This window comes from Burkholderia sp. RS01 (genome assembly GCF_039748055.1).
Taxonomy (GTDB): Bacteria; Actinomycetota; Actinomycetes; order Actinomycetales; family Micrococcaceae; genus Arthrobacter.
This window is the reverse complement of record NZ_JBDLAK010000007.1, coordinates 22,251-48,812: the sequence shown is the minus strand read 5'-3', so window position 1 is coordinate 48,812 and position 26,562 is coordinate 22,251. Positions and strand designations below refer to the sequence as shown.

Annotated in this window: 22 protein-coding genes; 18 read left to right on the top strand and 4 right to left on the bottom strand. The window is 62.6% G+C overall.

The genetic code is table 11. The features are described 5' to 3' along the window. The first annotated feature begins 4 nt into the window (after positions 1–4). From ABFP37_RS08435 to ABFP37_RS08385, 11 genes are all read left to right on the top strand, one after another. Positions 5–874, top strand: a complete 870-nt coding sequence (locus ABFP37_RS08435; protein WP_055805586.1) for a carbohydrate ABC transporter permease — start codon at positions 5–7, stop codon at positions 872–874. A 71-nt stretch (positions 875–945) separates the two neighbouring features. Then, positions 946–1,731 carry a ThuA domain-containing protein gene (locus ABFP37_RS08430; RefSeq protein ID WP_055805584.1) on the top strand — a complete coding sequence of 262 codons (786 nt, stop codon included), beginning with the start codon at positions 946–948 and terminating at the stop codon, positions 1,729–1,731. Next, a complete protein-coding gene (locus ABFP37_RS08425; RefSeq protein WP_055805582.1) occupies positions 1,728–2,891 on the top strand; it encodes a Gfo/Idh/MocA family oxidoreductase in 1,164 nt (387 codons plus the stop codon). Before ABFP37_RS08430 ends, ABFP37_RS08425 begins: the two co-directional genes overlap by 4 nt. A gap of 93 nt (positions 2,892–2,984) precedes the next feature. After that, positions 2,985–4,208 (top strand): Gfo/Idh/MocA family oxidoreductase, encoded by a 1,224-nt coding sequence (locus ABFP37_RS08420; protein ID WP_347033249.1) that lies wholly within the window; start codon positions 2,985–2,987, stop codon positions 4,206–4,208. A 266-nt stretch (positions 4,209–4,474) separates the two neighbouring features. Continuing rightward, positions 4,475–4,924, top strand: coding sequence for a hypothetical protein (locus tag ABFP37_RS08415; protein ID WP_055805578.1), 450 nt, complete (start codon positions 4,475–4,477; stop codon positions 4,922–4,924). A gap of 34 nt (positions 4,925–4,958) precedes the next feature. Then, complete coding sequence (locus ABFP37_RS08410) at positions 4,959–5,261, top strand: antibiotic biosynthesis monooxygenase family protein (RefSeq protein ID WP_055805575.1); 303 nt, start codon at positions 4,959–4,961, stop codon at positions 5,259–5,261. A gap of 847 nt (positions 5,262–6,108) precedes the next feature. After that, on the top strand, positions 6,109–7,413 hold the full coding sequence (gene hisD, locus ABFP37_RS08405) for a histidinol dehydrogenase (protein ID WP_055805657.1): 1,305 nt from the start codon (positions 6,109–6,111) through the stop codon (positions 7,411–7,413). Positions 7,414–7,453: 40 nt separating this feature from the next. After that, positions 7,454–8,797, top strand: coding sequence for an MFS transporter (locus ABFP37_RS08400; protein WP_055805572.1), 1,344 nt, complete (start codon positions 7,454–7,456; stop codon positions 8,795–8,797). A 194-nt stretch (positions 8,798–8,991) separates the two neighbouring features. After that, positions 8,992–10,020, top strand: a complete 1,029-nt coding sequence (locus ABFP37_RS08395) for a LacI family DNA-binding transcriptional regulator (protein WP_055805569.1) — start codon at positions 8,992–8,994, stop codon at positions 10,018–10,020. A 221-nt stretch (positions 10,021–10,241) separates the two neighbouring features. Further along, complete coding sequence (locus ABFP37_RS08390) at positions 10,242–11,363, top strand: alcohol dehydrogenase catalytic domain-containing protein (protein ID WP_055805566.1); 1,122 nt, start codon at positions 10,242–10,244, stop codon at positions 11,361–11,363. Positions 11,364–11,729: 366 nt separating this feature from the next. Then, complete coding sequence (locus tag ABFP37_RS08385; RefSeq protein WP_347033248.1) at positions 11,730–12,476, top strand: glucose 1-dehydrogenase; 747 nt, start codon at positions 11,730–11,732, stop codon at positions 12,474–12,476. Positions 12,477–13,116: 640 nt separating this feature from the next. On the opposite strand, the gene ABFP37_RS08380 is transcribed toward ABFP37_RS08385, so the two are convergent. Beyond that, a complete protein-coding gene (locus tag ABFP37_RS08380; RefSeq protein ID WP_347033247.1) occupies positions 13,117–13,743 on the bottom strand; it encodes a response regulator transcription factor in 627 nt (208 codons plus the stop codon). 16 nt (positions 13,744–13,759) lie between these two features. Beyond that, entirely contained in the window at positions 13,760–15,076 is a 1,317-nt protein-coding gene (locus ABFP37_RS08375; RefSeq protein WP_347033246.1) for a sensor histidine kinase, read from the bottom strand. Between the two features lie 177 nt (positions 15,077–15,253). On the opposite strand from ABFP37_RS08375, the gene ABFP37_RS08370 reads away from it, so the two are divergent. The 3 genes from ABFP37_RS08370 (at position 15,254) to ABFP37_RS08360 (ending at position 17,704) form a co-directional block, all read left to right on the top strand. Continuing rightward, a complete protein-coding gene (locus ABFP37_RS08370; protein ID WP_134165675.1) occupies positions 15,254–16,387 on the top strand; it encodes an ABC transporter permease in 1,134 nt (377 codons plus the stop codon). Between the two features lie 72 nt (positions 16,388–16,459). Beyond that, positions 16,460–17,158, top strand: coding sequence for an ABC transporter ATP-binding protein (locus ABFP37_RS08365; protein WP_134165676.1), 699 nt, complete (start codon positions 16,460–16,462; stop codon positions 17,156–17,158). Positions 17,159–17,257: 99 nt separating this feature from the next. Next, a complete protein-coding gene (locus tag ABFP37_RS08360) occupies positions 17,258–17,704 on the top strand; it encodes a DUF2871 domain-containing protein (RefSeq protein ID WP_134165677.1) in 447 nt (148 codons plus the stop codon). 729 nt (positions 17,705–18,433) lie between these two features. On the opposite strand, the gene ABFP37_RS08355 is transcribed toward ABFP37_RS08360, so the two are convergent. Then, positions 18,434–18,601, bottom strand: a complete 168-nt coding sequence (locus ABFP37_RS08355; protein ID WP_347033344.1) for a histone-like nucleoid-structuring protein Lsr2 — start codon at positions 18,599–18,601, stop codon at positions 18,434–18,436. 280 nt (positions 18,602–18,881) lie between these two features. After that, a complete protein-coding gene (locus ABFP37_RS08350) occupies positions 18,882–19,541 on the bottom strand; it encodes a TetR/AcrR family transcriptional regulator (protein WP_134165679.1) in 660 nt (219 codons plus the stop codon). A 263-nt stretch (positions 19,542–19,804) separates the two neighbouring features. On the opposite strand from ABFP37_RS08350, the gene ABFP37_RS08345 reads away from it, so the two are divergent. From ABFP37_RS08345 to ABFP37_RS08330, 4 genes are read left to right on the top strand one after another with little or no spacing between them, the layout of a single operon-like run. Further along, on the top strand, positions 19,805–21,004 hold the full coding sequence (locus ABFP37_RS08345) for an extracellular solute-binding protein (RefSeq protein WP_347033245.1): 1,200 nt from the start codon (positions 19,805–19,807) through the stop codon (positions 21,002–21,004). Beyond that, positions 21,001–21,960, top strand: coding sequence for a sugar ABC transporter permease (locus ABFP37_RS08340; RefSeq protein WP_134165681.1), 960 nt, complete (start codon positions 21,001–21,003; stop codon positions 21,958–21,960). The genes ABFP37_RS08345 and ABFP37_RS08340 overlap by 4 nt, the downstream gene beginning before the upstream one ends. After that, positions 21,957–22,862, top strand: coding sequence for a carbohydrate ABC transporter permease (locus ABFP37_RS08335; protein WP_134165682.1), 906 nt, complete (start codon positions 21,957–21,959; stop codon positions 22,860–22,862). Before ABFP37_RS08340 ends, ABFP37_RS08335 begins: the two co-directional genes overlap by 4 nt. After that, on the top strand, positions 22,859–25,990 hold the full coding sequence (locus tag ABFP37_RS08330) for a glycoside hydrolase family 2 TIM barrel-domain containing protein (RefSeq protein ID WP_347033244.1): 3,132 nt from the start codon (positions 22,859–22,861) through the stop codon (positions 25,988–25,990). Before ABFP37_RS08335 ends, ABFP37_RS08330 begins: the two co-directional genes overlap by 4 nt. Positions 25,991–26,562: the final 572 nt, after the last annotated feature.

The window sequence follows — 26,562 nt, the reverse complement described above, 5'->3', positions numbered from 1 at the left end:
TGCCATGACAACAGCGGCAGCAATCAAACTCCGCCCAGAGTCACACAAAAAGGCCACCGGCTCGAGGCAACCTGTTCATCCAGGACTTTTCACGGCACTTGGCGTTGTGTTCCTGGCCATCATGCTCTTCCCGATCTACTGGATGGTGAACGCTTCACTCCAACCATCAGGAAACACCCTGACAGCGGGACTCTTCCCCACGAATCCCCATTTCGGCGGCTACGAAACAGCGATTTCACAGCAGGGCAGGAACCTGGTCACCAGCCTGATCGTCTCCGTCGGAACGGTCCTGTTCAGCCTGGCGATCGCGGCGCCGGCGGCTTACGCCCTGGCCCAGTTCCGGTTTCGTTGGATTAACGTGGCGCTCCTCGTCATTCTCGTCTCGCAGATGATCCCGGGAATCGTGATCGCCAACGCTCTATACGCCGCCTACAACGACCTGGGACTGCTGAACTCGATCCCCGGGCTGATCCTGGCCGATGCCACGCATGCGATTCCGTTCGCGATTCTCATCCTGCGCGCATTCATGATCGGTATTCCGCCGTCAATTGTTGAGGCGGCGAGGGTTGACGGCGCCGGGTTGGTAAGAGCGTTCTTCTCGATAGTGGTGCCGATCAGCCGTAACTCGCTGATCACGGCAGGGTTGTTCTCCTTCCTGTTCTCCTGGAGCGATTTTCTCTTTGCCCTTACCCTCACCACCACCCAGGACGTGCGTCCTGTGACGCTTGGCATTTACCAGTACTTGGGATCTGAGGTCTCCAACTGGAGCGCGGTGATGGCCACCGCTGTGCTTTCGTCATTGCCGGCGATTGTCTTGCTTTTGATTGCACAGAAATACATAGCCGCCGGGGCCACCGGCGGAGCCGTCAAGTAACCAAACACTCGCGTCGGGACCCACCGAGTCCGAGATTATTCCACCACCACGTACACAAAGTTAGGAAAACAATGTCTGAAACAAGCACCGCCGGGCACCTTAGGGTCGTCGTCTGGGGGGAGAACCGCCACGAGCAGGTACAGCCGAAGGTGGCGGAGATTTACCCCGAGGGCATGCACAACACCATCCGGCAGGGCATCGAGGAGAACCTGGGCCAGCAGGCCAAGGTAACCACCGTGACACTCGATGATCCCGAGCACGGACTGACCGAAGAGGTTTTGGCAAACACCGACGTGCTGGTGTGGTGGGGGCACGCCGCCCATGCAGAGGTCTCCGATCACGTCGTTGAGCGGGTGCACACGCACGTTCTGGCTGGCATGGGCCTGGTTGTCCTGCACTCCGGGCACTGGTCAAAAATATTCGGAAAGCTCATGGGCACCAGCTGCACCCTCCGCTGGCGCTCCGAGCAGGACCGCGAAATCGTCTGGACAGTAGATCCCACCCACCCCATCGCCAAGGGCATCCCGCACCCGTTCATCATTCCCGAGCAGGAAATGTACGGGGAATTCTTTGACATCCCCGCGCCAGATGAACTGATCTTCCTCAGCACCTTCTCCGGCGGGGAAGTCTTCCGCAGCGGCTGCACGTTCAAGCGTGGCTACGGCAAGATCTTCTTCTTCAGCCCCGGGGACCAGGACTACCCGGTTTACCACCACAAGGATGTACGTCGGGTGATCGCCAACGGCGTTGAATGGGCCAAGACCGAACGTCCCGAGCGGACAAGCCCTGTGCTCTTGCGCTACGAAACAGAAGACTTCTACAACGGCCACGGCTACAAGGGAGCAATGCACAATTGAGCACCTTCGCCACCCTGCCAGATACGAAGTCGCCCGTCAGAGTCGTCCTCCTCGGGGCAGGACTGATGGGAAAAAAATGGCTGTCGGTGTTGATGGCATCGCCCGACGTTGAGCTCGTAGGACTGGTTGACCTCAACCTCGCCGCAGCAGAAGCAGCACTTCGGGACGCGGGCATCGAGAACGTGCTCTGCGGGACAAACCTGACTGAGGTCAGTAACGCCACTGCCGCGCAGGCGGTCATCAACGTGACCGTGCCCGTGGCACACCATCCAACGAACGTGGAGGCACTCTTCGCAGGGCTGCCCGTACTGTGCGAAAAACCGGCAGCGCCAACAGTCAGTCAGGCGCTTTCCCTGGCTGCCGCCGCCGAAATGAGCGGGCAGTTGCTGATGATCAGCCAGTCCCGGCGCTACTACCGGAACCTGGCCGAGCTGAAAGACAACCTGGTCTCGCTGGGGGATGTCGGAACCGTGACGACCGAGTTCTTCAAGGCTCCTCACTTCGGGGGCTTCCGTGAGGAAATGGAGCACGTCCTGCTCGTCGACATGGCCATCCACGCCTTCGACGTGGCCCGCTATCTGCTGGACCAGGAGCCCGTGTCCGTTTACTGCGAGGAATACAACCCCAGCTGGAGCTGGTACGCCGGGGACGCAGCGACCACTGCCATCTTCGAATTCACTGGCGGTGCCCGGTACATCTATTCCGGCAGCTGGTGCAGCCCCGGTCTGGAAACTTCCTGGAACGGCAGCTGGCGCATCAGCGGGGCACACGGCACAGCACGCTGGGACGGGGAGAACCAGGCCGACTTCGAAATTGCGGGTGAAGGCACGGGCGAGGTGTCCCTGCCACAGCGGGTTGACCACGACGGGGCGGAGGAAATTGAAGGGTCCCTGGCTGAGTTCGTGAGTGCTCTGCGGACGGGAACCGTTCCCTCCGGCGAGATCCACGCCAATGTGCTCAGTCTGGCAATGGTAGAGGCAGCTGTTCTGTCGGCCCAGCAGAGGGAGCGGGTAAGTATGGAGCATGTTCTAAGTGCCGCCTATACCGCTGCCGTGAACGATGAGTCCCTGCCTGCAGTCAGGGACGCGCTGCTCGCCTGGCCGTCAGTGCAGGAGGTGTTCATGGCCGGCTCAAGGGTAGGGGCAGCACCCTCCGCCTAACTCCCTGGTATCTGAGTCTGAATCTTACCTTCGATCTTCAAGTATTCCGCGGACCCGGCGAGAAGCCTGACCCGCGAGAAAGTGGACATAGATATGTCGCTGGACACTAACCGGCCCCTGCGAGTGGGAATGGTGGGCTATTCCTTCATGGGTGCCGCGCATTCGCACGCATGGCGCACCGCCCCCAAGTTTTTCGATCTGCCCCTGCAACCGGAACTTGCAGTACTCGCCGGACGAAATGAGCCTGCGGTGAAGCGGGCAGCACAGAAAATGGGCTGGGCCGAAACGGAAACCGACTGGCGGACGCTCATCGGACGTGATGACGTCGACCTCATCGACATCTGCACACCAGGCAACACCCACGCGGAGATCGCGATGGCAGCATTGAAGGCAGGAAAGCACGTCCTCTGTGAAAAACCCCTTGCCAACTCGGTCGAGGAGGCCGAGCAGATGGCAACAGTGGCGGAAGAGGCGGCAAGATCAGGCATTTTCGCGATGTGTGGTTTCAGCTACCGCAGGACCCCTGCGCTGGCTCTCGCACGCCGGCTGGTCCAACAGGGGAAACTCGGCACTATCCGACACATTCGGGCACAGTACCTGCAGGACTGGCTTTCCGACGAAAACGCCCCCCTGACCTGGCGGCTCGACAAGGAGAAATCGGGTTCCGGCTCGCTGGGGGATCTCGGCGCTCACATCGTTGACGCGGCCCAGTTTGTCACCGGGCAGAAGATCACGGGCCTGTCCGCCGTTCTGGAAACCTTCGTCAAGGAACGGCCCGCCGGAGGCGACCTCGTAGGCCTCGGCGGACAAGGCGACTCTGCCCCGGATGCGGCACGGGGCCCGGTAACCGTTGATGACGCCGCTCTGTTCACTGCCAGGTTCGACGGCGGATCTGTCGGTGTGTTCGAGGCCACACGTTTCGCCTTGGGACGCAAGAACGCGATGCGACTTGAGGTCAGCGGTTCGGACGGCTCAGTGTGCTTCGACTTCGAGGACATGAATGTGCTCCAGTTTTTCGATGGGACCGAAAACACCGAAAGCGCCGGATTCCGCAGAATAATCGTCACCGAACCAGAGCATCCCTATGTGGGAAACTGGTGGCCTGCAGGCCATGGGCTGGGATATGAGCACAGCTTTACCCACCAAGTGGTGGATTTGGTCCGAGCGATAGCCGCTGCACAGCAGCCGGAGCCCTCATTTTCAGACGCGCTGCAAGTTCAGCGCGTCCTGAATGCGGCAGAACTGAGCAGCAGCGCCGGCTCCAACTGGCAGCCGGTGGAGACGCAACCATCGTCGATCCGGTCTGTGGTGGGGTAGCCAAGGCCTCGGAGGGGCCGGCCTACCTGGTCCCACTTCGCGCCGATGCTGCCCTTACGGGTCGACAGCGGGCCCAGCCTTACTGTCGCAGCCGTCGCTTTCGCTGCTCTTATGAGTGTCGCTGTCCTGGTGATCGTCATCATCACCACCACGGCGTGCCAAGCAAAGCGGTAGCGGCTCCGGACGTTTACTCGGATATTTGCATAACAACAGGTAAGGCACACCAGGGTGGAAACGCTGACCTCTTTCCCTGGGCAGCTTTCCACATGGCCGAATCCGAATACAGGTTCTGGACCTCGCCGACCGCGGCTCACACCCAGTTTTCCTACTACGCTGAAGAGAAGGAAATAGGATATCTACGACAAGGTCACCGCGCAGGAAAGCTCAATCTCTTCAGAGGACACTGCTCCCCCGCGCCCGGGCTCGACGTGTTAGAAGTCAGCGGACGCACCCCCGGGCAGGCCATGGTCCGACTCCAGACCACAGCCGAACTCGTCATGCTCGCTTCGGACGCAATGCACTCTTACGAAGAACTGGAACGGGACATGCCGTTCATCGCAATCAGCAATCTTCCTGCGATGTACTACCTGTTCGCGTACCTCAGAGAGCAGGCCAAGACAACCGGCCTCATCATCGTTCCCGGTCATGACCCAGACGTCATGCGCCGCTTCACCCCTTACGAGGGCGCGCTGTACGGCAATGCCGTGACCATTTAACGACCTCCCCATATCCAGCTCGGAAAAGGACCACATGTCAGCGACCAGATTTGAAGTCGTAGCAACTTATACAACGCTCATCGGACGGGAAGCGGATGTCCTTGAAAACTTGCGTGCCCTAGCCGAAGCCAGCCGCAAGGAACCTGGAAACCTCCGATACGAATACTTCCAAGGCGTTGAGGACCACTCGCGAATCGTCATTTTGGAGACCTACCGAACCTCCGAGGACTTCGATGCCCACCGACAGACCCCCCACTTCCAGCGCATTGGCGCCGAAACCATCATCCCCATCCTGGAAAGCCGAACCGTCTCCACCTTCGAGTCCCACGCCGACTAAAGCCAGATTCTCTGCCCACTGTACAAAACCCCACGGAACCCTCAGGAAATGTAGCCCCATTGTCGTCGCCCACCGTTGACTCGTCAATTCCTTGCTGGTATTCCAACCGGCCTGCTGATCAACGGTGACTGGCCTCCGGCAGCGTCCCGCAAGACGTTCGAGGTCGATGACCCATACGCCAGCTCAGCCGATTTCACCTCAACACGGACCGCACTAACCGGCAGGGGAGACCGTCCCATTTCCCGACTCGGTCTGACAACTGTTGGCTTCGACTTTGACAAAGTGCATTTTTTTGGGCCGAAAACACTCTTGCAACCCTGGAAGGTCGGAACCCGGACGATGACCTCCAGTTCCCAGGCTGGGTGTCCAGCGACAGACTGCGTCGCAGACTCGGTGACGGCCGAGCGGTATTTCATGGGCCGAGTCGCAACCACAGCCGATCACTCCTTCGCCGGGTTGCGGCACACCTCAACCTGACCGGCCATTTGTCTGACGGAAGCTGCATTTTCGCGTTTTGTTCAGGGCGTCATTGGTCAATCCAGCTGCCGCTCCGGGGTGGTCGTCCTTCACGCTCGATGTTCTTTGGGGGCTCGTCCGCGCCGCCGCATGGAGAACCCACCGCCGAAACCGATCACGACCCGACCCGATGCACCACCAACCCGCACAAGGTATACGTATACATTTTTCAGCGGAACATATTGTGGACCCGAATGTATACGTATACAGTTGACGATCAAGCAGGCCGTTGGTCTGGATCGGGGCGCTCAAAGGTCGCCCATCAATGACGATGGAGGGGAAAATCCTCATGACAGTTACAGCAGCAATCAGTTCGGCCGTGGACTCCGTGATGTTGAAGGAGCCAGCTCAGAACAGCGTCAACCGGGGCAGCACCCCTGAGGTGCGAGCCACCGTCGAAGGCGTCATTGCGGACATCCGTGAACGCGGGGACGCAGCCGTCCGCGAATATTCCGAGAAGTTCGACAAGTACGCGCCCGAGTCCTTCCTGCTCACCAAGGAGCAGTTGGAGGAGATCATGGCCCGCGTTCCGGGACAGACCATCGAGGACATCAAGTTTGTCCAGGAGCAGGTCCGGGTGATGGCGCAGAAGCAGCTCGAGTCACTGTCCGACTTCGAGATTGAAACCCTGCCGGGTGTCTTCCTGGGCCAGAAAAATGTTCCGATCCAAGCGGCCGGCGCCTACATCCCGGGCGGGAAGTACCCGCTGCTGGCCAGCGCGCACATGACCATCGTCACCGCCAAGGTCGCAGGTGTCGAACGCGTCGCCGCCTGCACACCCCTAATTCAGGGTGAGGTTCCTGATGCCACTGTCGCCGCCATGTACCTGGCCGGTGCCGACGAGATTTACCTGCTCGGCGGCATCCAGGCCGTAGCCGCCCTCGCCATCGGTACCGAGACCATCAAGCCGGTCAACATGCTGGCCGGGCCCGGCAACGCGTTCGTGGCCGAGGCCAAGCGCCAGCTCTTCGGTGAAGTCGGCATCGACCTCTTCGCCGGTCCCACCGAAGTCCTGATCGTGGCCGACGAGCACGCTGACCCGTTCATCGTCGCAGTGGACCTCCTGTCCCAGGCTGAGCACGGCCCCGATTCGCCCGCTGTCCTGATCACCACTAGCGAAGAACTCGGCCGGAAAGTTATCGAGCACATCGACACGATCCTGGTCGACATGCCCACCCGCGACTACGCCGGTGCCGCATGGCGGGACTGGGGTGCCGTCCACGTGGTTGAAACCCTCGACGACGCTTACGTCCTGGCCGACGAGTACGCCTACGAACACGTCCAGATCCTCACCGAGAACCCCCGCGAAGCGCTGGAAAAGATGCACGACTACGGCGCACTGTTCCTGGGCGAAGGAACCTGCGTCTCCTACGGAGACAAGGTCATCGGCACCAACCACGTCCTCCCCACCCGCGGCGCGGCCCGCTACACCGGCGGCCTCTGGGTCGGCAAGTACCTGCGCACCGTGACCTACCAGGAAGTGACCAACACCGAATCCAGCGCCTTCTTCGGCGAACTCTGCGGGCGCGCCTCCCGGGTGGAACGGTTCGAAGGACACGCCCGCTCGGGCGACGTCCGTGCCGCCAAGTACCGCGGTACCACCCTGCCTTGGTCCGATCACACCTTCGGGAACTGACAAGAACCCCTGATCGCTTTCCCAAGAATCGAGTTTTGCCATGTCAGACAAGAAGTCCATGACAACAGAACAGGTCCGCCGACGGACCCTGTTCTCCGGCACCATCGGCGCGATCGTTGAATGGTACGAGTACACCGTGTACGCCACCGCTGCCGCCCTGGTCTTCGGGCCCCTGTTCTTTCCCGCAATGGACCCGAGCATCTCCCAGATCGCGGCCTTGGCAACGTTCGGCGTCGGATTCGTCGCCCGCCCGCTCGGCGCGTTCGTCGCCGGTCACCTTGGTGACCGGATCGGACGAAAATCGACCCTGATCCTCACATTCGCGATCATGACCGCCTCCACAGCACTGATCGGCATGCTTCCCACCTATGAGGCTGTCGGAGTGCTGGCCCCTATCCTGCTGTGTGTGCTGCGACTGGCGCAGGGCTTCGCGGTGGGCGGGGAATGGGGCGGGGCCGCCATTATCGCCGTGGAAAACGCACCCAAAGGAAAACGTGGCTTTTACGGTTCATGGCCACAGATTGGCGTTTCGTGCGGTCTCCTCCTGGGCACCGCAGCCGTGGCACTTGCCGGCGCCCTGACAGGTGACGCCTTCACAACCTGGGGCTGGCGCATACCCTTCCTCCTGAGCATCGTGCTGGCCGCAGTTGGCCTCTACATCCGACTCAACGCAACCGAGAGCCCGGAATTCCTTGCCGAAAAGGAAAAAATGGCAAAGGAGGCCCAGCACCGCAAAGCCCCCATTGCCGAACTGCTCAAGCACCACCGCAAGCCGCTGCTGATCGCCATCTTCGCCCGCTTCGCCGAAGCCGGAAACTACTACCTCTTCACCGTCTTCGTCCTCTCCTACGTCACCACCACCCTGAAGGTCCCGCAGCACTACGGACTGACCGCAGTCATGATCGGTTCTGCCCTGAACATCATCATGATCCCGGTCTTCGGACGCCTCTCAGACCGCATCGGCCGCAAGCGGACCTTCCTGCTCGGCGGCACAGCAATAGTGCTGACCGCGTGGCCGATATTTGCCCTGGTCGGCACGGGCCAGCAACTGGCCATCATCCTCGGTGTCGCACTGTTCCTGGCCCTGGGTCACGCGCTGGTCTACGCACCACTCCCGGCGCTGTACTGCGAACTCTTCCCCACCGCCGTGCGGTACTCGGGAATCTCCATCGGCTACCAGATGGCATCCATCCTGCTCGCCGGATTCATGCCCGCGCTGGCCAGCGCGCTCGTCCTCTGGAGCGGCGGGACCTGGCCCGTCGTACTGATCATCATCGCCTCAACCATCATCGCCATGATCTCGGTCTCCTTCGCGAAGGAAACCAAAGACCTTGACCTGGCTGAAATCGGCAAGAGGCCGGCCCTCACCGGAACGAAAGCCTAACCGGAAGAGTGGCATTACTCGGCCGGAGCGGCGGAGCCCGAACCAGCGGGATCCGCCGCTCCGGCCTCCCCCACACTGCCCAGGGTCCGGGGTGCCAGTGGGTGGGATGAGCTTGGCCTAGTCTGAAAACAACGCAGTACAGCAGCCCGGTGCACCCTGTACCGGAACAATCAGTCAACGGAAAGGAGGGCACGATGGTCACAAGCCGCGATGTAGCAGAACTCGCCGGTGTCTCCCAGGCGACCGTCTCCCGTGTGATGTCCTCCCCCGCGAAACTTTCACCGGCCACCAAAGCCCGCGTCCAGGCAGCCATGGAAACCCTGGGTTACGTGCCGCACGCCGGCGCCCAAGCCATGAAAACCCGCCGGACCAACACCATCGGCGTCGTTGTCGCGGACCTCACCAACCCCTTCTACCCCGAAGTGCTGGACGAACTAAGCCGCGAACTCGACGCCGCTGGCTTCCGTGTCGTCATCTGGAACGCCGGCGGCGGAAGCCACCACGACGCGCTCAAGGCCATCCGCGAACACGCCGTCGACGGAGTAATCTTCACGACCGCCACCGAAGACTCACTGGAACTGCAGGCAGCCATCGAAAAGAACAGCCCCATCGTCCTCATCAACCGCGTAGTGGAAGGCCTGGACTGCGACCAGGTCACCAGCAGCAACACCGCCGGGGGCACCGCCGTCGCCAACTACCTGCTGGCACACGGCAAGACACGTGTGGCCTTCATCGGCGGCGCGCAAAACGCCAGTACCTCCCGCGAACGCGGACGCGGATTCCTCGGAAGAATGGCAGAGCAGGGCCACGTCGTCCCAGAACACTTCCGCTTCGACGGCAAGTTTTCCCACGACATCAGCGCCCAGATCACGAACCGGCTGCTCGCCCGCGCCGACCGGCCCCAAGCCATCTTCTGCGCCAACGACCACATGGCCTTCGGCGCCTTAGACGCCCTTCGAGCCCACCACATCCAGCCCAAGGACTGCTGGGTCATCGGATACGACGACGTCGACATGGCAGCCTGGGACTCCTTCAGCCTCACCACGGTCCGACAACCAAGCCGCGAAATGGCCCGCGCCGGAGCAGAAATGATGATCAACCGAGTCCACACACCAAAACACGCGCCGCGGAAGGTGAACTTCCCCTGCGATCTCATCGTCCGTGGAAGCACCGAGCTGGCTGGCCTCACCGGCAGCAACGGATCAGGGTCCGCACCAAACTAAGTTTGCAGCATACGTATTTGAAATGCGTTAGTTGTCAGTAACCGGCCATCAAGCTGCCGATGCCTGCCAGCACCCAGAGCCCTTTAGTGCATCCACCCCTCCCACATAGGAGCTATCCAAAAAGCCGTGTGGCATGCAGCGGGTAACCGCCCGCAACTTTCGTCGTCGGCCCGGCACCTATCGGATCGCCGATATCACAGCCGAATTCAGGAAAGGGAACCATGAAGATTACTGGCGCGGTCCTCGAGACCGCGGGCTCTCCCCGCCCGTATGCCCAGTCCCGGCCCCTCTTAGTTGCGGAGCTTGACCTCGCCGAACCGGGACCGAAGGAAGTCCTGATCCGGATGGAGGCTGCAGGCATCTGCCACTCGGACCTCTCTGTCGTCAACGGCGACCGCCCCCGTCCGCTACCCATGCTTCTCGGCCATGAGGCTGCCGGGACGGTCGTCACTGTTGGCACGGAGGTTGATGACCTGGAACCGGGCCAGCGGGTGGTCACGGTTTTCCTGCCGCGCTGCGAGGAGTGCGTCAACTGCCGGACCGAAGGCAAACTGCCATGCAGCGTGGGCACAGAATCAAACGGGGCCGGAACACTGCCCGGCGGACCCACCCGCCTCACACGCAGCGGCCAGCCAGTTCATCATCATCTAGGAGTTTCGGGCTTCGCAACGCATGCCGTACTCAACCGGCGTTCGGTTGTTCCTGTCGGTAGCGACGTGCCGCCGTCGGTCGCTGCGCTTCTTGGCTGCGCTGTGCTGACCGGTGGCGGGGCTGTCATCAACGCGGGCCACCCCGTCGAGGGACAGGACATCATGATCGTTGGGCTCGGAGGAGTCGGAATGGCAGCCCTGCTGACCGCCGTCGCGGTCTGCTCAGCGTGGGATGAACCCGCTCGGATCATCGGGATCGACGCGAACCCGGACAAACTGACCGTGGCGCGGGAACTGGGGGCCACAGAGACCTACTCTCCTGGCGCAGCCGAAGAACTGGGCATCCGTGCCCACCTCGTCATCGAGGCAGCGGGCCATCCGCGGGCTTTCGAAACCGCGGTACGCTCAACGGCGCCCGGTGGCACCACCGTAACTGTCGGACTGCCGGCTCCCGGAGCAATGTCAGCAATCGAACCGCTTGGAATTACGGCCGAGGCCCGGACCATCATCGGTTCCTACCTCGGCTCGGCAGTGCCCGCACGCGACATCCCGCTCTATGCCCAGATGTGGCGCGAAGGAAGGCTGCCGGTCGAGAAGCTGGCGTCGTCGGTCATCGCCCTGGAGGGGATCAACGAGGCGATGGATGAACTCGCCGACGGAAAGGCCATCCGCCAGATCGTGCTGTTCAAATGATTGTTATCGACACCGAAACTTACAGCCCCGCGGCTGGGAACGGGCGCTCGGTACCAACCGCTGATAGGCGCCACGTCGGGCTGCGGGAGAAAGCCCGGGGGCAGCGCTACCGAGCCATCCGCGCCGCAGCTGAACAGCTCATCAACCAGCGAGGCTACGCCGCCATCCGTCTGGCCAACTCCAGCGAAGGACGGTTTGGCCGCATACCTCCACAGCCGCGGCTTCTTCTTCCGGGAACTCAGCGGACGCGCCCCACGGGTGGAACGATTCGAAGGACACGCCCGCTCTGGCGATGTCGGGGCCGCGAAATAACGTGCCCCCGCCCTGCCCTGGTTAGACCAGACATCCGACGGCTGGATTTCACAAGTGCCTGACTTTCGCCTGGACGGTAAGAAAGCACTGGTTACCGGAGCAGCCCGCGGACTCGGCAAGGCTATCGCCGATGGCCTCGCCCAATCCGGCGCGACTGTCTATGGAACCAGCCGCGAGGCCCAAAGCGTACACCTGATCAGCGAACGCTACGGAACGCCTGCCTTAGCCATTGACCTCACTGAGCACGCCAAGATAGACCGGTTCGCTGACGACCTGATACAGGAGAGCGGCGGAATCGATTTGCTCGTGAACAACGCGGGCGTCAATATACCCAAACCCGCACTCGACCTGACGCCCGAAGACTGGGACACAGTCTTTGACACGAATCTAAAGGGCAGCTTCTTCCTAACCACATCGCTGGCCCGGCACTGGATAAAAAACGGAACCCAAGGGGCAATAGTCAACGTCGCATCGCAAGCAGGAATCGTCGCCATCGAGGAACGCGCCGCCTACGGCACCAGCAAAGCCGGCCTCATTCACCTCACCAAAATTCTGGCCCTGGAATGGGCCCCAACCGGAATCCGCGTCAACGCCGTAGCACCAACCTTCGTGCGCACAGAACTAACCGCTTCAACCCTCAACCGCCCCGACTGGGCAGCCGAACTCCTGTCCAGGATCCCCATCGGCCGCTTCGGTAAACCGGAAGACATAGCAGGGGCAGTGACATTTCTCCTGAGCGACGCCGCCGCACTAATAACCGGACACACTCTTACAATCGACGGCGGCTACACGATCCGCTGACCATGCTCACCATTGACCCTTCTCCGCCAAAGCACCATCGTGCTCTGACGATAGAACGGCGGAAGGAATGACAACACAATCCGCTTTCAGTACACTCCAACCTGACGTCGGGGCAGCTGACGTGCGAAGACTTGCCCGTCCGTGGAGCTCCGGTCTGTTCTCAGACACCTGACGAACAGCAGGAGGTGACGTCGCCCGCCCCTTCGCTGCGGCTTTCATCAAGACCCGATTCTTCGGACTATTTTGATGATTCTCGGGCTACCGTATCCCGGTTTCCTGCCCCTCCAACTGTCAGGGTGGGATCTGAGAACATCATGAGCCACCGTCAACAATGCCGAATTCCGCACTATTCTGACGCCAGACCCGGCTCCCGCAGGTTCCCCGCGCTCCCCACCACCCTGTCCAACACTGCTCTAGGGCGAGGCGACCTCCGAGAAGCTTCAATGGGCAAGGCGTGCTACTTGACCGAATATCCGTTATCGGCGCTTCGGAGTAGAAGTAGCTGCGAGAACTCCCGGCCTCTGGCGGATTTCACATTTCCGCAGGTCTGTAGTGGTTTGCGTGGCTTGTCGCTATTGCAGCGCAAGAAGTATTTGGTACAGGATGCGGCTTTTTATTGACCTGGAGCTCGGATGATGCGTCATTGGGTCGCAGCGGAAATGGCTGCCGTACGGTTATCGACGCCGAGTTTTTCGTAGATGTGCACCAGGTGCGTTTTCACGGTTGCCTCGGAAATGAAGGTCTGCTTTGCGATGGCCCGGTTGGACAGTCCGGTTGCCAACAGCTCGAGCAATTGGATTTCCCGTCTGGTGAGTGCAGGAGCAGGATTCGCGATCCGGTTCATGAGCAGGGCCGCTATTTTTGGAGCCAGGGCAGTCTGGCCGGCAGCGGCAGACAGGACAGCCTGCCGGATTTGCTCGGGGGGTGCGTCCTTGAGCATGTAGCCGCTGGCGCCTGCTTCCACGGCGGCCAGGATGTCCGCGTCCGTGTCGTAGGTGGTCAGGATCAAAACCGGCGGGGCCGCTTCCAGCAACCTGATTTGTGCGGTCGCGGTGGCTCCGTCCATCCCGGAACCCATTTGCAAATCCATGAGCACGACATCGACCTTCTCACCCAAGGTTTGCAGCCGTTTGAGTTCCTTCAGTGCAGCGTCGCCGTCTGTTGCTTCGGCGGCTATGGAGATGCCCTCGAACTCGGTGAGCATCGCACGCAGCCCGGCCCTGACCACGGGATGGTCATCAACGAGCAGAATGCGGATGTCATTCATTGTTCTCCCCTTCCGGTCACGTCCTGCAGGGGCAGTCGACAGCCACAACGGTCCCCTCCCCCGGCGCTGATTCAAGTTCGAGTGACCCTTTCAGCGCGGTGACCCGTTCGTGCAGGGACGTTATCCCGAAACCACTGCCATCGGTCCGGGCCTTTCTATCAATGGCCAATACGGCAGGGTCGAAGCCGACCCCATCGTCATAGATATCCAGAGTCACCTCAGTGCCCAGAAAAGACAGTGTCGCGACGGCGTTGCTCGCATTGGAATGCTCCCTGACATTGGCGAGACTCGCCTGGGCGGCCCGCAGCAGGGCCACCCGGTACGGTTGCGGCATTTCAACGGGATCGCCGTCAAGTTCGAACCGGCACCGCAGCCCCGAGCCCCGCGCTGCGGCGCTGGTTTCGGTACTCTCGCAGAGCCGGCGCAGGCTCTCCACCAGGGAGGATTCCTGCAGGTGCGGGGAGGAGAGCCCTCGGACGAAGTTCCGGGCTTCGGCCAGGTTTTCGGAAGCAGTCTGCTGGACCAGCGCGAAGCGCTCGGCAGCGATGGCTGTATCCCCGTTAGCGAGCGACTTTTCCGCCGCGCGCGCCACCAGCACGATGCTGGACAGCCCTTGGGCGAGTGTGTCGTGAATTTCCCTGGCCAGGCGTTCACGTTCGGCCAGCACCCCGGCGTCGTGCTGGGAAACTGCCAGCTCTGCACGGGTCCGGCGGAGTGCATCTGCTGCCCGGCGCTGGTTCTCCGCCTCCCGGTAGAGCGCGATATAGGCCAGCCCTGTGACGACGGAAAACGCCGCGCCGAACAGGGGACCCAGGACCACCGCCAAGTGCGGGACCGTCAGCCCGCTGGCAGCCCACTGGGCGGCAATCACCGCAGCCGTCATCAACGCGATGCTCAGCAGGGCAACGCCCCGTGGCAACAGGTGCAGGTGGAGGAAGAAGAGGGGGAACGCAAGCCAGGCGAAATCAGCGCTGCCCGCCAACAGGAGGACCCACAGTGCTGTGACGAGTACCAGCCACAGGACACCGTAACGGCGTGGATCGAAATCTGTGCTCCCGGCGGCGAACCGCTTTTCCATAACGGTGCCGGTCAGGTAAACCGCGGCCAGAACGCATGCGATGCCAACCCAGACATACCGAAGGGGATCCCCGGCGCCTGATGTCAGCAGCCTCAGGGCTGCGACACACAACAGGACGGCGAAGCCGATGTGCAGCGTCAATCGTAGGACGCGCAGGATCGCAACCGAAGGAGCAGCATCCAGGCCGATGAGCGGATCGGAGGGTTCATTGGGACCGGCCTCGTCCCGGGAGTGGGGTGGTTCCGTGACGGGCATTGAATCAGCTTATGCCCACCCTGTCCGGGCAGGATCAATCAAACGGTTGACCCGGGGATCAACCCTATTTCGGCCGAGTATCAACTACCTGCGCGATGGCACGTGCCCCGGCTGGCGGGAGAGTTGAATTAGCAGCCTTTCGGCCGCCACGCGTCATCCACTGAAAGAAGACAAAAGGTGTTTCTTGCTATCCGCGATATCCGCTTTGCCAAGGGCAGGTTCGCCCTGATGGGTGGTGTCGTCGCCCTGATCACCCTGCTGCTCGTCATGCTCGCTGGACTGACGGCCGGGCTGGGTGATCAGTCGACCTCCGCCATTGACAAACTCGGCTCCGTCCACGGCAGCGGCGTCCCTTCTAAAGCAGTGGACCGTATTGTCTTCGGCGCCCCCGGCACCAGCGAGCCGAAGGCTTCCTTCACCGAAAGTGAAGTCACTGCCGCGCAGGTTGACAGCTGGACACACCAGGCAGGCGTAGAAGACGCCGAAGCCCTGGGTATCAGCCAGACCCGTCTCCAGGCCGTGACCGTGGATACCGGCATGGCCGCCGGCACGACCAACGTGGCGGTCTTCGGCGTCGAGCAAGACGGCGGACTGGCTCCCTCCCGTGTCACCGCTGACACCGTGGTGATCGGTAAGACGGTGGCGGAGGCCTTGTCCCTGACCGCCGGGGACAAAGTCAACGCCGGAGGAACCGAGCTGACCGTCGCTGCCATCGTCGAGGACCAGTGGTACTCCCACACCAGCGTCGTCTGGACCGCGCTTCCAACCTGGGCCAAACTCGCCCACCTGAGCGACCCGAACCAACTCGGAACCGTCGCCGCCATCACCTACAAGGACGGCGCCTCCGTGGACGAAGACACCGCTAACGCCGCAGCGAACACCGTAAGCACTCCACGCACCGAATCCTTCCAGGCCCTAGGGTCCTACAAGAGCGAAAACGGCTCACTAACGCTGATGCAAGCCTTCCTCTACGGCATCTCCGCCCTGGTCATCGTCGCTTTCCTGACCGTATGGACCGTGCAACGGACCCGCGACATCGCCGTTCTAAAGGCCATGGGCGGATCCAGCACCTATATCCTCCGCGACGCGATCACCCAAGCCGCTATCGTCCTGCTCGCCGGAGCAGGACTCGGTGGCGGACTTGGCATCCTCGGCGGCTTCCTCGCAGCCCAAGCCGCCCCCTTCCTCATCACCCCTGCAACAACACTGCTGCCCATCCTCGGAATTATCACCCTCGGCCTGGCCGGCGCGGCACTGGCCGTCGGCCGCGTCACCAAAGTCGATGCCCTCATCGCACTGGGCGGCAACTAAATCATCCGGCCCGACGAAACCCTCCGCATCCCGTTGCAGATCCGCGCGTAACTCTTTGAAAGGCCCTTACCTATGCCCTCCACGTCCCATCCTCTGCAGCTAGTCAACGTCACCCTCGAATACCCGGACGGTGACGGAACAATCAAAGCCCTCGACTCGGTGAACCTCGCCGTGCAGGCCGGTCAGATGACTTCCCTCGTCGGGCCTTCCGGGTCGGGTAAATCCAGTCTTCTGGCCGCCGCCGCGACCCTCGTCCGCCCCACCCATGGGCTCGTACTCATCGATGGCACCGACGCCACGGGACTTGGCGACAAGGACCTCACCGCGCTGCGGCGGGAGAAAATCGGCATCATCTTTCAACAGCCAAACCTGCTGCCGTCCCTGACAGCCGCAGAACAACTCATCATCGGAGACCACCTGCGCGGTAAGTCAATCAAAGCCGCCCGGGCAAAAGCCGCGGAACTGCTCGACGTCGTCGGACTGAGCTCCAGCGCAGCCAAGCACCCGCACCAGCTCTCCGGCGGCCAACGCCAACGGGTCAACATCGCCCGGGCCCTAATGGGAAACCCCAAAGTCCTGCTCGTGGACGAACCCACCGCGGCCCTGGACCACGAACGCAGCTACTCCATCATCCGGCTCCTGCGCCGCGTCACCGACGACTTCAAGGTCGCCACCGTCATGGTCACCCACGACACCGAATTCGTACCCCTGACCGACTCGGTCGCCACCATGCGCGACGGCAAACTCACCCCCATGCTCACCACGGTCTAAGCCCGACATCGGCTACCCGGACCATTCAGGCCGACACCCTACATACCCCATGCCATCAGACCTCCGGCCTTCAACCAATACAACCAAGGACACCTCGCCATGAAAAAGATCTACTACGCCGCCCTTTCCTACCTGATCGCCGGGCTGATCTCCGGGCTTTTCTACCGCTCATTCACCAAAGCCAACGACTTCACCGGCGACAGCCAACTCTCCGTAGTCCATACCCACCTTCTGGCCCTGGGCATGCTGTTTTTCCTCGCAGTCCTGGCACTGGACAAACTCTTCACCCTCTCCCATCTGCGAACGTTCAACGCTTTCTTTTGGACCTACAACGCCAGCCTTACCCTCACCGCTGGCATGATCGTCCTCAACGGCATCCTCACCAGCCAGGGCACGACCCCCACTGCAGCCATCGCCGGCATCTCCGGGCTGGGACACATCGGCCTCACCGCTGGCCTGGTCCTGCTCTTCATCACCCTGGGTAAGCGCGTCTCCGGCAAAGCAACAGCCGAAGCAAACCTCACTGCCGCCAGCCGACCCGGCTAACCGAGGACGGAAAAATGATCAGGAAAGTAGAAGCGCTGGGCACGGATGTCCCAAACGAGGGATCCGCGCCGTCGTGCTCGCCGCACGACCCATGAGTATTCTCGCCGGCACCGGAACCGCATACGCCGTGGCGGGAACCTAAGATGCCGCAGCACTTCGTACTGCACGTGACCGTGCGGGAGGGACTTGCCGGGGGTCAACCGAGTCGTAGGCCTGGTGCGTGTGCGCGGAACAGTGCCCCGATCCATCACCGCATGGGTTACGTCGGAGGCCGACACCTGGGTCATTGAGCACACCCTCTTCGCCAGCGAAGAATCTCTAGCGCTCCTCCACAGACAGCTCGAACGTCTGCCTTGCGTAACAGCCGTCCAGCACAGCCTGGCAGGACCAGAAGCCTCACCAACTCTCAACACCGATTGTTACGAGGTGACGATTTCCGCCGAATTCATAAAGATCAACAGCAGCTCAGCCCGTGAGGAACAACTGGAACGACCAACCGGCAACTTCGGCCACTTGCCTTGCTCACCTGACAGACGGGATTCTCCTTACCCGGTGCAGCATAGTTTCGACACAACCCAACTGCCCGATAAGGTTCCGGCTGGCATGAACTAGGGCCTCAGCGGACGTGGAGCGCGGTGCCTTAACACCGCATCGAGCACCCTGAAGGCCGGCTTATCGTTCAACCCGCTTTGGTAACGGCTGATACCGTTCGCACGCAGACCTTTTTGTCTAGGACGAGGCTGAAAAGTCACAACAGAAAAGGACCGGGCTTTGCCGCGTTTCGCCGTGTCCTGCGTTCGCGGCGCTCCAATCAATCTCGTAGTCATCCCCATCCAAAGCAAGGGTGATGGTCTCGACCGCTTCGCACCCGTCAATGTCGTCCTCAAGTGTTATCACTGCCTTTAAAACCACTTCGTAAGCGTACTTGCAGTCCGGCCAGGGCGTGAGGGCACACTGCACCAGGGCCGGTGTCGGCCAAGAAGCAGAGGGCTTTGCAGGTTAACCGGCGGTAGGGCTAATTGCGATGATGCTTCCGCCTTTGGGGCTCCTAGGAAGTTGAGCTCGCCGCGCTGGCCATTGCGGTTCACCTAAAGCATCCCCCAACTAGACACTGCGCGACTACTTGCCGGAAATGTCCGTTACCGTCCTCCATAGCAGTCGTCAGGCACAGCGAACATCAGAGTGAGTTCAGCGCTTCCAAGGAGGTCGCAGTACCAGCTGACCACCCGGCATCTTCGTCCGGCACAAGGATCAGGTCGAGGTAGCCCTTAAGGATGCCTGGCACATCCACTGTGTCGGGACTCAGGAGCCACTCGGTTTGGATTCCTTCCCATAGAGCCACGATGGTAGGTCCCGCGACCTCAGGGTCCACGCCAGGCCGGAGTCGGCCAATGCTCGCGAGGTAGCGCAGCTCCCCGCTGTACTCATCACGAAGCCGGGCGAAGCGCTGAACAAAGTAACTCCGGGCCGGGTGGTCCTCAGTCGTGGCTTCTCCGCAGAGTACGGAGTAGAGCTCAACGAGGTGGGGAAGTCCCTCATTGTGCTCCGCCTGCCGCACGATGGTTTCGGCAAACCGCTCCCGCGTGCCCGGGGTGCTCGTGGATATTCGGTCGCGGTACTCGAGCACCGCCACGAGCAGCTGAGCCTTGGTGGGGAAATGGTGGAGGAGCGTGGTCTGGTTGATCCCTGCCCGGTCCGCGACATCCTGGATGCTGCCGCCGTTGTAGCCCCGTGACCCGAAGACCTCTACGGCGGCTTCAAGAATTTGCCGTTGGCGCTCAGCGGTCTTGGCGTAAGGGCCGCGCGGGCCTGAGCGTGCGTTCGCCTTCTTAGTCATGAAATCCAGTCTAGTTTCATTAAAAACTGAGCATCTACTCAGCTTTTGTGTTAGCCTTGTCACGTCGGGCCGCACGGCCCCGGCGCCGTGTCCGCGGCGCTGACCATAACGAAGTGGGACTCATGCCAGCTCTGACACGACGACAAGTCCTTTGCGGTGGACTCGGCGCCTCCGCCTTTGCCCTTCTCACCGGATGCGCCACTCCGGGCACTGTTTCCGTCAATACCGCACCTGCAATTCCTGCGGCCAGTACCGGTGAGAAGGTGACACTGACGTACTGGTCCTGGCTCAAGAATGTTCAGAAGGTCGCCGATATCTGGAACGCGAGCCACCCGGACGTCCAGGTTGAGACGGTCTGGATCCCCAGCGGCAACCGTGGCGGGTACTCCAAGCTTTACGCCGCGCTGGCGGCGGGCGGCGGCCCTGACCTTGCACAGGTTGAAATGCGCACTGTCCCTGAGTTCATGCTCGTCAACGGGCTCGTGGATCTCTCGCGTTACGGTGCCCGTGAATACGCACACCTTTATGACTCGGCGCTTTGGAGCCAGGTGAGCTTCTCCGGGGGCGTCTACGGCATCCCCCAGGACTCGGGGCCGATGGCCACGTTCTACCGACCCGACGTCCTGGCCAAGGTAGGCGCGGCGGCACCGGTGACCTGGGAGGAGTGGGCAGCCGTCGGGAAGGAACTTCGCGGTGCCAACGCCTACATCGACTGCTTCTCTCTCGCGGACACCTCCTATTTCGTCTCTTTCGCGGCTCAGGCCGGCGCTTCCTGGCTGCGCCCAGCAGAGGACGGATGGGTCATCAACATGACCGATGACGCAACGCTGAACGTCGCGCGGTTCTTTGACCGGGCGATCGACGACGGCATCGTCACCACTGCCTATGGACCCTTCACCCCCGGCTGGTACGCGGCGGCTGCGAAGGGGGAACTCGCGTCGCTCACGAGCGGCAGCTGGGCCGATGCCCTGGTGCAGAGCGTCAGCGGCGGAGCGGGCAAGTGGCGCGTGGCGCCCATGCCCATTTGGGACCCCAGAGGGTATGGCTCGAGCTACCTGGGCGGCTCCACCGCGGCGGTCCTGGCTAACAGCAAGCACCCCCGCGAGGCCCTCGAGTTCGCTGTCTGGATGACGTCCACGCAGGCCGGCATCGACGCCGAGATCGCCAATAGTGGCATCGGATGGTCGCCCGTGCCGGGCATCATTGGTGCAAAGCGCGAGAAGCCCTCCGACTTTTTCGGCGGGCAGAACTACAACCAGGACGTCATCGTTCCGGCGAGTAAGTCGCAGAACATGGACTGGTCCTGGTGGCCGGTCACCACGCAGTCTTTCAACATCCTGGGCGACGGGTTCCGCCGTAAGGCATCGGGCACGAGCCTGGTCGACACCGTAGCAGCCGCCGAGCAGCAGATCATGACCGCCTTCAGGAACAAAGGGCTGACGATTAGAAAGGAGCAGGCATGAGCGCCACCGCAGATACCGCACAAGCAAATCCGTCAGCACTCCAGCGGGAGGGGCGCGGACGGGCAAGGCAGCAGCGTAGCGCTGTCACCCGTGCACCCTGGATACTGCTCGCGCCCTTCCTGGCGCTCTTTGCCCTCACGTTCATCTTCCCGATCATCGCTGCTGTCGGTTCGAGCTTTACGAAAGTGACCCGCAGTGGCCTCTTCGGCGAGACGGGCGTCCACTCCGGGTTTGCGGGGTTCGAGAACTATGCCCGCGCCCTCGGGGACGGCAGCTTCCTCGCCTCGATCGGCCGCGTACTGCTCTTCGGCGTGGTCCAGGTTCCTGTCATGATCGCCCTCTGTACAGTCCTTGCGCTCCTGCTGGAGTCGGCCTCGGCCAAGTGGCCCGGGTTCTTCCGCGCGGCCTACTTCATGCCGTACGGCGTGCCGGGCGTCATCGCGACCATTCTCTGGTCTTTCCTCTACGTCCCAGGTCTTAGCCCGATCGTGGACGCTGCCACGTCCGTAGGCCTCAACGTGAACTTCCTCGGCCCGGACACCGTGCTGTGGTCCATCGCCAACATCGTTACGTGGAGCTACACGGGCTACAACATGCTCATCGTCATAGCCCAGCTCAAGTCGATCCCCGGCGAGATATATGAAGCTGCGCGCGTGGACGGTGCCGGGCCCTTCCGTGTCGCGTGGACCATTCAGCTGCCGCTTATCCGGCCCGCCCTCGTGCTCACAACGGTGTTCTCGATCATCGGCACGCTTCAACTGTTCGCCGAGGCGCAAGTCCTCCAGACTGTGGCGCCGGCCGTCGACAGCCAATACACCCCGAACCTCTCCGCCTACACCACTGCCTTTGCATACAACGACTACAACGTCGCCGCAGCCCAGGCCGTGCTCATCGCCCTCGCGGCCTTCATCCTCTCCTTCACCTTCCTCCGGTTCACGAACAGGAAGTCCTCATGACTGCCACTCCCACCCTTAGCCGGCCCCAGAGCGTCGCCGGGGAGCCACCTGTGACCCGGCGCCGACGCCCCGGCTCCACAACGATCCTCGTCACGGGGCTGCTTGTCGTAGCCGCGCTCTACTTCCTGGTCCCCGTTTATTGGGTGGTGGTCGCTGCGACCAAGACCAGCGGAGACCTGTTCGCGACCAACGGTTTCCTGTTCGCCCCTAATTTCGTCCTATGGGACAACCTTGCCAACGTCCTCTCCTACGGGGACGGCGTCTTCGTTCGCTGGTTCCTCAACTCAATTCTGTATGCAGGGGTTGGCGCACTGGCCGCGACGTACTTCGCCGCTGCTGGCGGCTACGCCTTGGCCAAGTACAACTTCCGGGGCAACAGTCTCATCTTCGGGCTCGTCCTCGGAGGCGTCCTCGTCCCCGGCACCGCCACAGCCCTGCCCCTGTTCCTGTTCTTCAGCCAGCTCGGCATCGCCAACACGTACTGGAGCGTCCTGTTGCCCTCACTCGTCTCGCCGTTCGGCCTGTTTCTGTGCCGGGTTTATGCGCAGGCAACAGTGGATCCGGCGCTGTTGGAGGCTGCGCGAATCGACGGCGCGGGCGAACTTCGCATCTTCCACTCCGTGGGGCTGCGGGTTCTCACTCCCGCCCTGGTGACGGTGTTCTTGTTCCAGCTCGTGGGCATCTGGAACAACTACTTCCTGCCGCTGGTGATGCTCTCCGACTCGAACCTGTTCCCCATCACGGTAGGTCTGAACAACTGGCTTAGCCAAGCCGACCGGCTCCCGGAGTTCTACCAGCTGACCACCGGCGGCGTACTGCTGTCTGTCATCCCGCTCGCCATCGCCATGATCGTCCTTCAGCGCTTCTGGCGTGGAGGCCTCACAGAAGGAGCCGTCAAATGAGCCCCCGTCCAGCGGAGGCCACAGCCTCCACCGCCTACGTCACCGACCCGGGCCCGGGAGAAGGACGGCGAGTACCAGCCCGTTCCTGGCTTCACACCGACGCCCCGTCCCTGTCCCTCGACGGGCAATGGCGATTCCGACTCCTCAAGGGAGTCCCCGGAACACCCGGCGGGCGTGGGGTGCTGCCCCCGGGGGAGGCCGCGGAAGCGATGGCCGCTGCGGAGTACGACGACTCTACGTGGGCCTCGCTCACCGTACCCTCCCACTGGGTGCTCCAGGGCGACGGATCGTACGGCCGCCCGATCTACACGAACGTGCAGTTCCCGTTCCCAATCGACCCGCCGTTCGTCCCCGACGAAAACCCCACCGGGGACTATCGCCGTACGTTCGAGCTGCCCGACGGCTGGAAGGCCGACGACACAGGCGGCGAGAGCCGCGTCGTCCTGCGCTTTGACGGCGTCGAATCCCGGTACAAGGTATGGGTCAACGGCACAGAGATCGGATGGGGCGCCGGAAGTCGCCTCGCCCAGGAGTTCGACGTCACCGACGCCGTCAGCACAGGTACCAACACCATCGCAGTCCGCGTCCATCAATGGTCCGCTTCCAGCTACCTCGAAGACCAAGACCAGTGGTGGCTGCCGGGCATTTTCCGCTCCGTGACCCTCTTGTCCCGCCCGGCCGATGGCATCGAGGACGTCTGGCTCCAGACCGGCTACAACGACGGGGCGGGGACCCTAGAACCGGAAGTGAAAGCGCCAGCATCGTCATACCCTGTTCGCCTCCGCGTACCCGAGCTCGGCATCGACGTCGAGTGGGCCAATCCCGGTGATGTTGCACCGGTACCTGTTTCTGCCGTCGAGCCCTGGACCGCAGAAACCCCGCGGCTCTACGATGCGACCGTGGCCAGCAAGGCCGAGACGGTGTCACTGCGGATCGGCTTCCGCACCGTAGAAATCGTGGGAGACCAATTTCTGGTCAACGGACGCAAAGTGGTGTTCCACGGTGTCAATCGCCACGAGACCCACCCCACGCTCGGCCGCGTCTTCGACGAGGACTTCGCCCGCGAGGACCTTGCGCTCATGAAGCGCTCGAACGTCAATGCAATCCGTACCAGCCACTACCCGCCCCACCCGCGACTGCTCGAACTCGCAGACGAGATGGGCTTCTGGGTAATCCTCGAGTGCGACCTTGAGACGCACGGGTTCGAGCGGCACGGGTGGGCGCGGAACCCGAGCGACGAGCCGATGTGGCGCGAGGCGCTCCTTGACCGGATCGAACGGACCGTGGAGCGGGACAAGAACCGACCCTCGATCGTCATGTGGTCCCTCGGCAACGAGTCCGGCACAGGACAGAATCTCGCCGCTATGTCCGCGTGGGTGCATGCACGGGATGCGGGCAGACCAGTCCACTACGAGAACGACTACGCCGGCGCGTACACCGACGTGTACTCCCGCATGTACGCGACACTGCCCGAGGTGGAGACAATCGGCCGCGACGGCGACACCACACCGCTGCTGGGCTGCTCCCCTGCCGAGGGGGCGCGGCAGCGGACCAAGCCGTTTATTCTGTGCGAGTACGTCCACGCAATGGGCAACGGGCCCGGGAACATATCGCTGTACGAGGACCTCATCGCGAAATACCCGCGGCTGCACGGCGGGTTCGTCTGGGAGTGGCGCGACCACGGTATCGCCGCCCGTACCGCGGACGGCACCGAATACTTCGCCTACGGCGGCGACTTCGGCGAGGAAATCCATGACGGCAACTTCGTGCTCGACGGCCTCATCCTCTCCGACTCCACGCCCTCGCCGGGACTATATGAGTTCAAGACCGTCGTGGCGCCCGTGAGACTTGCCTTTGACGGGCTCGAGCCGGGCGGCAAGCCCTTTATACGGGTGACCAACCTGCGACACAGCGCGGATCTGGGAGACATGGTCTTTCGCTGGCGGATCGAGGACGACGGCGAACCAGTCGCCTCCGGTGAGCTCGCCGTCGATGGCCTCGACGGCGGCCCACTCACCCCTGGCGCCTCGGCCGCGGTCCCCCTTCCGGTGTCCGCCGAGGGATGCACTGGAGAGGTATGGGTGACCGTCGAGGCGGTCCTCGAGCAGGATGCCGGGTGGGCGCATTCCGGGCACGAAGTCGCCTCAGCGCAGGGCCGCCTCGCGTCGCCCGCGAGGCGCCCGCTGCCGTTTGCAGCCGGGCTCCTGGGCGGAAATTGGCGGCCGGGAGAAGGCGCCGGGCTCCTGGAGCTCGGGCCGGCAGTCTTCGATGAAGGGCGGCTCGTTACACTCGCTGGCCTCCCTGTGGATGGGCCCCGGCTTGAGCTGTTCCGGGCGCCCACGGACAATGACCGCGGCGAATCCCGGGGCGGATACATCGACACCGACCCTTGGGCACCAGACGCAGACGGCATCCCGGGTGTAGGAGCTCCCGGGCCTTCGTCGGCAGCGCGTTGGCACGCGGCCGGTCTGGACCGGCTGCACGGGCGTGTTGAGGCAGTCGAAGTGCTCGATGACCGTGCCCTCCGCGTGCGCACCCGGTACGCCGCGGCGGACCAGGTGCGCACCGTCACCGTCGAGGAGCAATGGATTCTCGACCCCGAAGGTTTGTGGCTGCGGGTGGACATTCTGCCATCCTCCGATTGGGACGGTGTGTGGCCCCGTGTCGGTGTGCGGTTCGGGCTGCCCGCCGACGTGGACGCGGCGTCATGGTTCGGGCTGGGACCGCACGAGTCCTACCCTGACAGCCTCGAAGCCGCGCTTGTGGGACGGTACGCAGCCGGGATCGATCAGCTCGCCGTGCCGTATGCGTGCCCGCAGGAGACCGGTCACCGCGGAGGTATGCGCTCCCTCGACCTGCTCCGGGGCTCGGAGCCGTGGGTACGGGTAGACGCGTTCGCGGACTCGCGGGGCCGCCTGCCGGGCTTCACCCTGAGCCGGTACACGGCCCAGGAGCTCGCCGCGGCCCGGCACCCGCATGAGCTGCCCGCGGCCACGCGTTCATGGTTATACCTCGACGCGGCCCAGCACGGGCTCGGCACTCGCTCGTGTGGCCCGGATGTCTGGCCCGAGTCCGCCTTGGCGCCGGAGGCGCGGACGCTCACCTTCCGCCTGGCGGCCTCCGAATGACCAGCCTCGTGATGTCCAGGATGAGCGCCGATACCGTTCCGATCTCAGGTAGGCAGACCACGCTGCGCTGCGGCCCCTACACCGCCGAAATAGCCAGCGTCGGTGCATCGTTACGCTCCTTGCGCTACAACGGCAGGGACCTGATTCTCCCCTTTTCGGAACATCAGGTCCGCCCCGCCTACCGAGGGGCAGTATTGGTGCCTTGGCCTAACAGGGTTATCGCGGGACGGTATGAATTCGAAGGCGTGGAATACCAGCTCGGTATCAACGAACCGAGCCGGGGCCACGCACTTCATGGCCTATTGGCCTGGGAAGACTGGTGCCCGGTTAAATCCGACGAGTCCTCGGCCATTCTGTCCACCGTCGTTCAAGCGAGGAGCGGTTACCCCTTCCGCCTGGACGTACAGGTGTCCTACCAGCTGGACTTTTCCGGGCTGCACACCACTGTTACAGCCACCAACACCGGCCCCGGCTCAGCACCTTACGGGGCCGCCGGGCACCCATACTTGGTCGCCGGGGAGGGCCGGGTCGACGACTGGATTCTCGAGCTGCCCGCACGAAAAGTGCAGCAA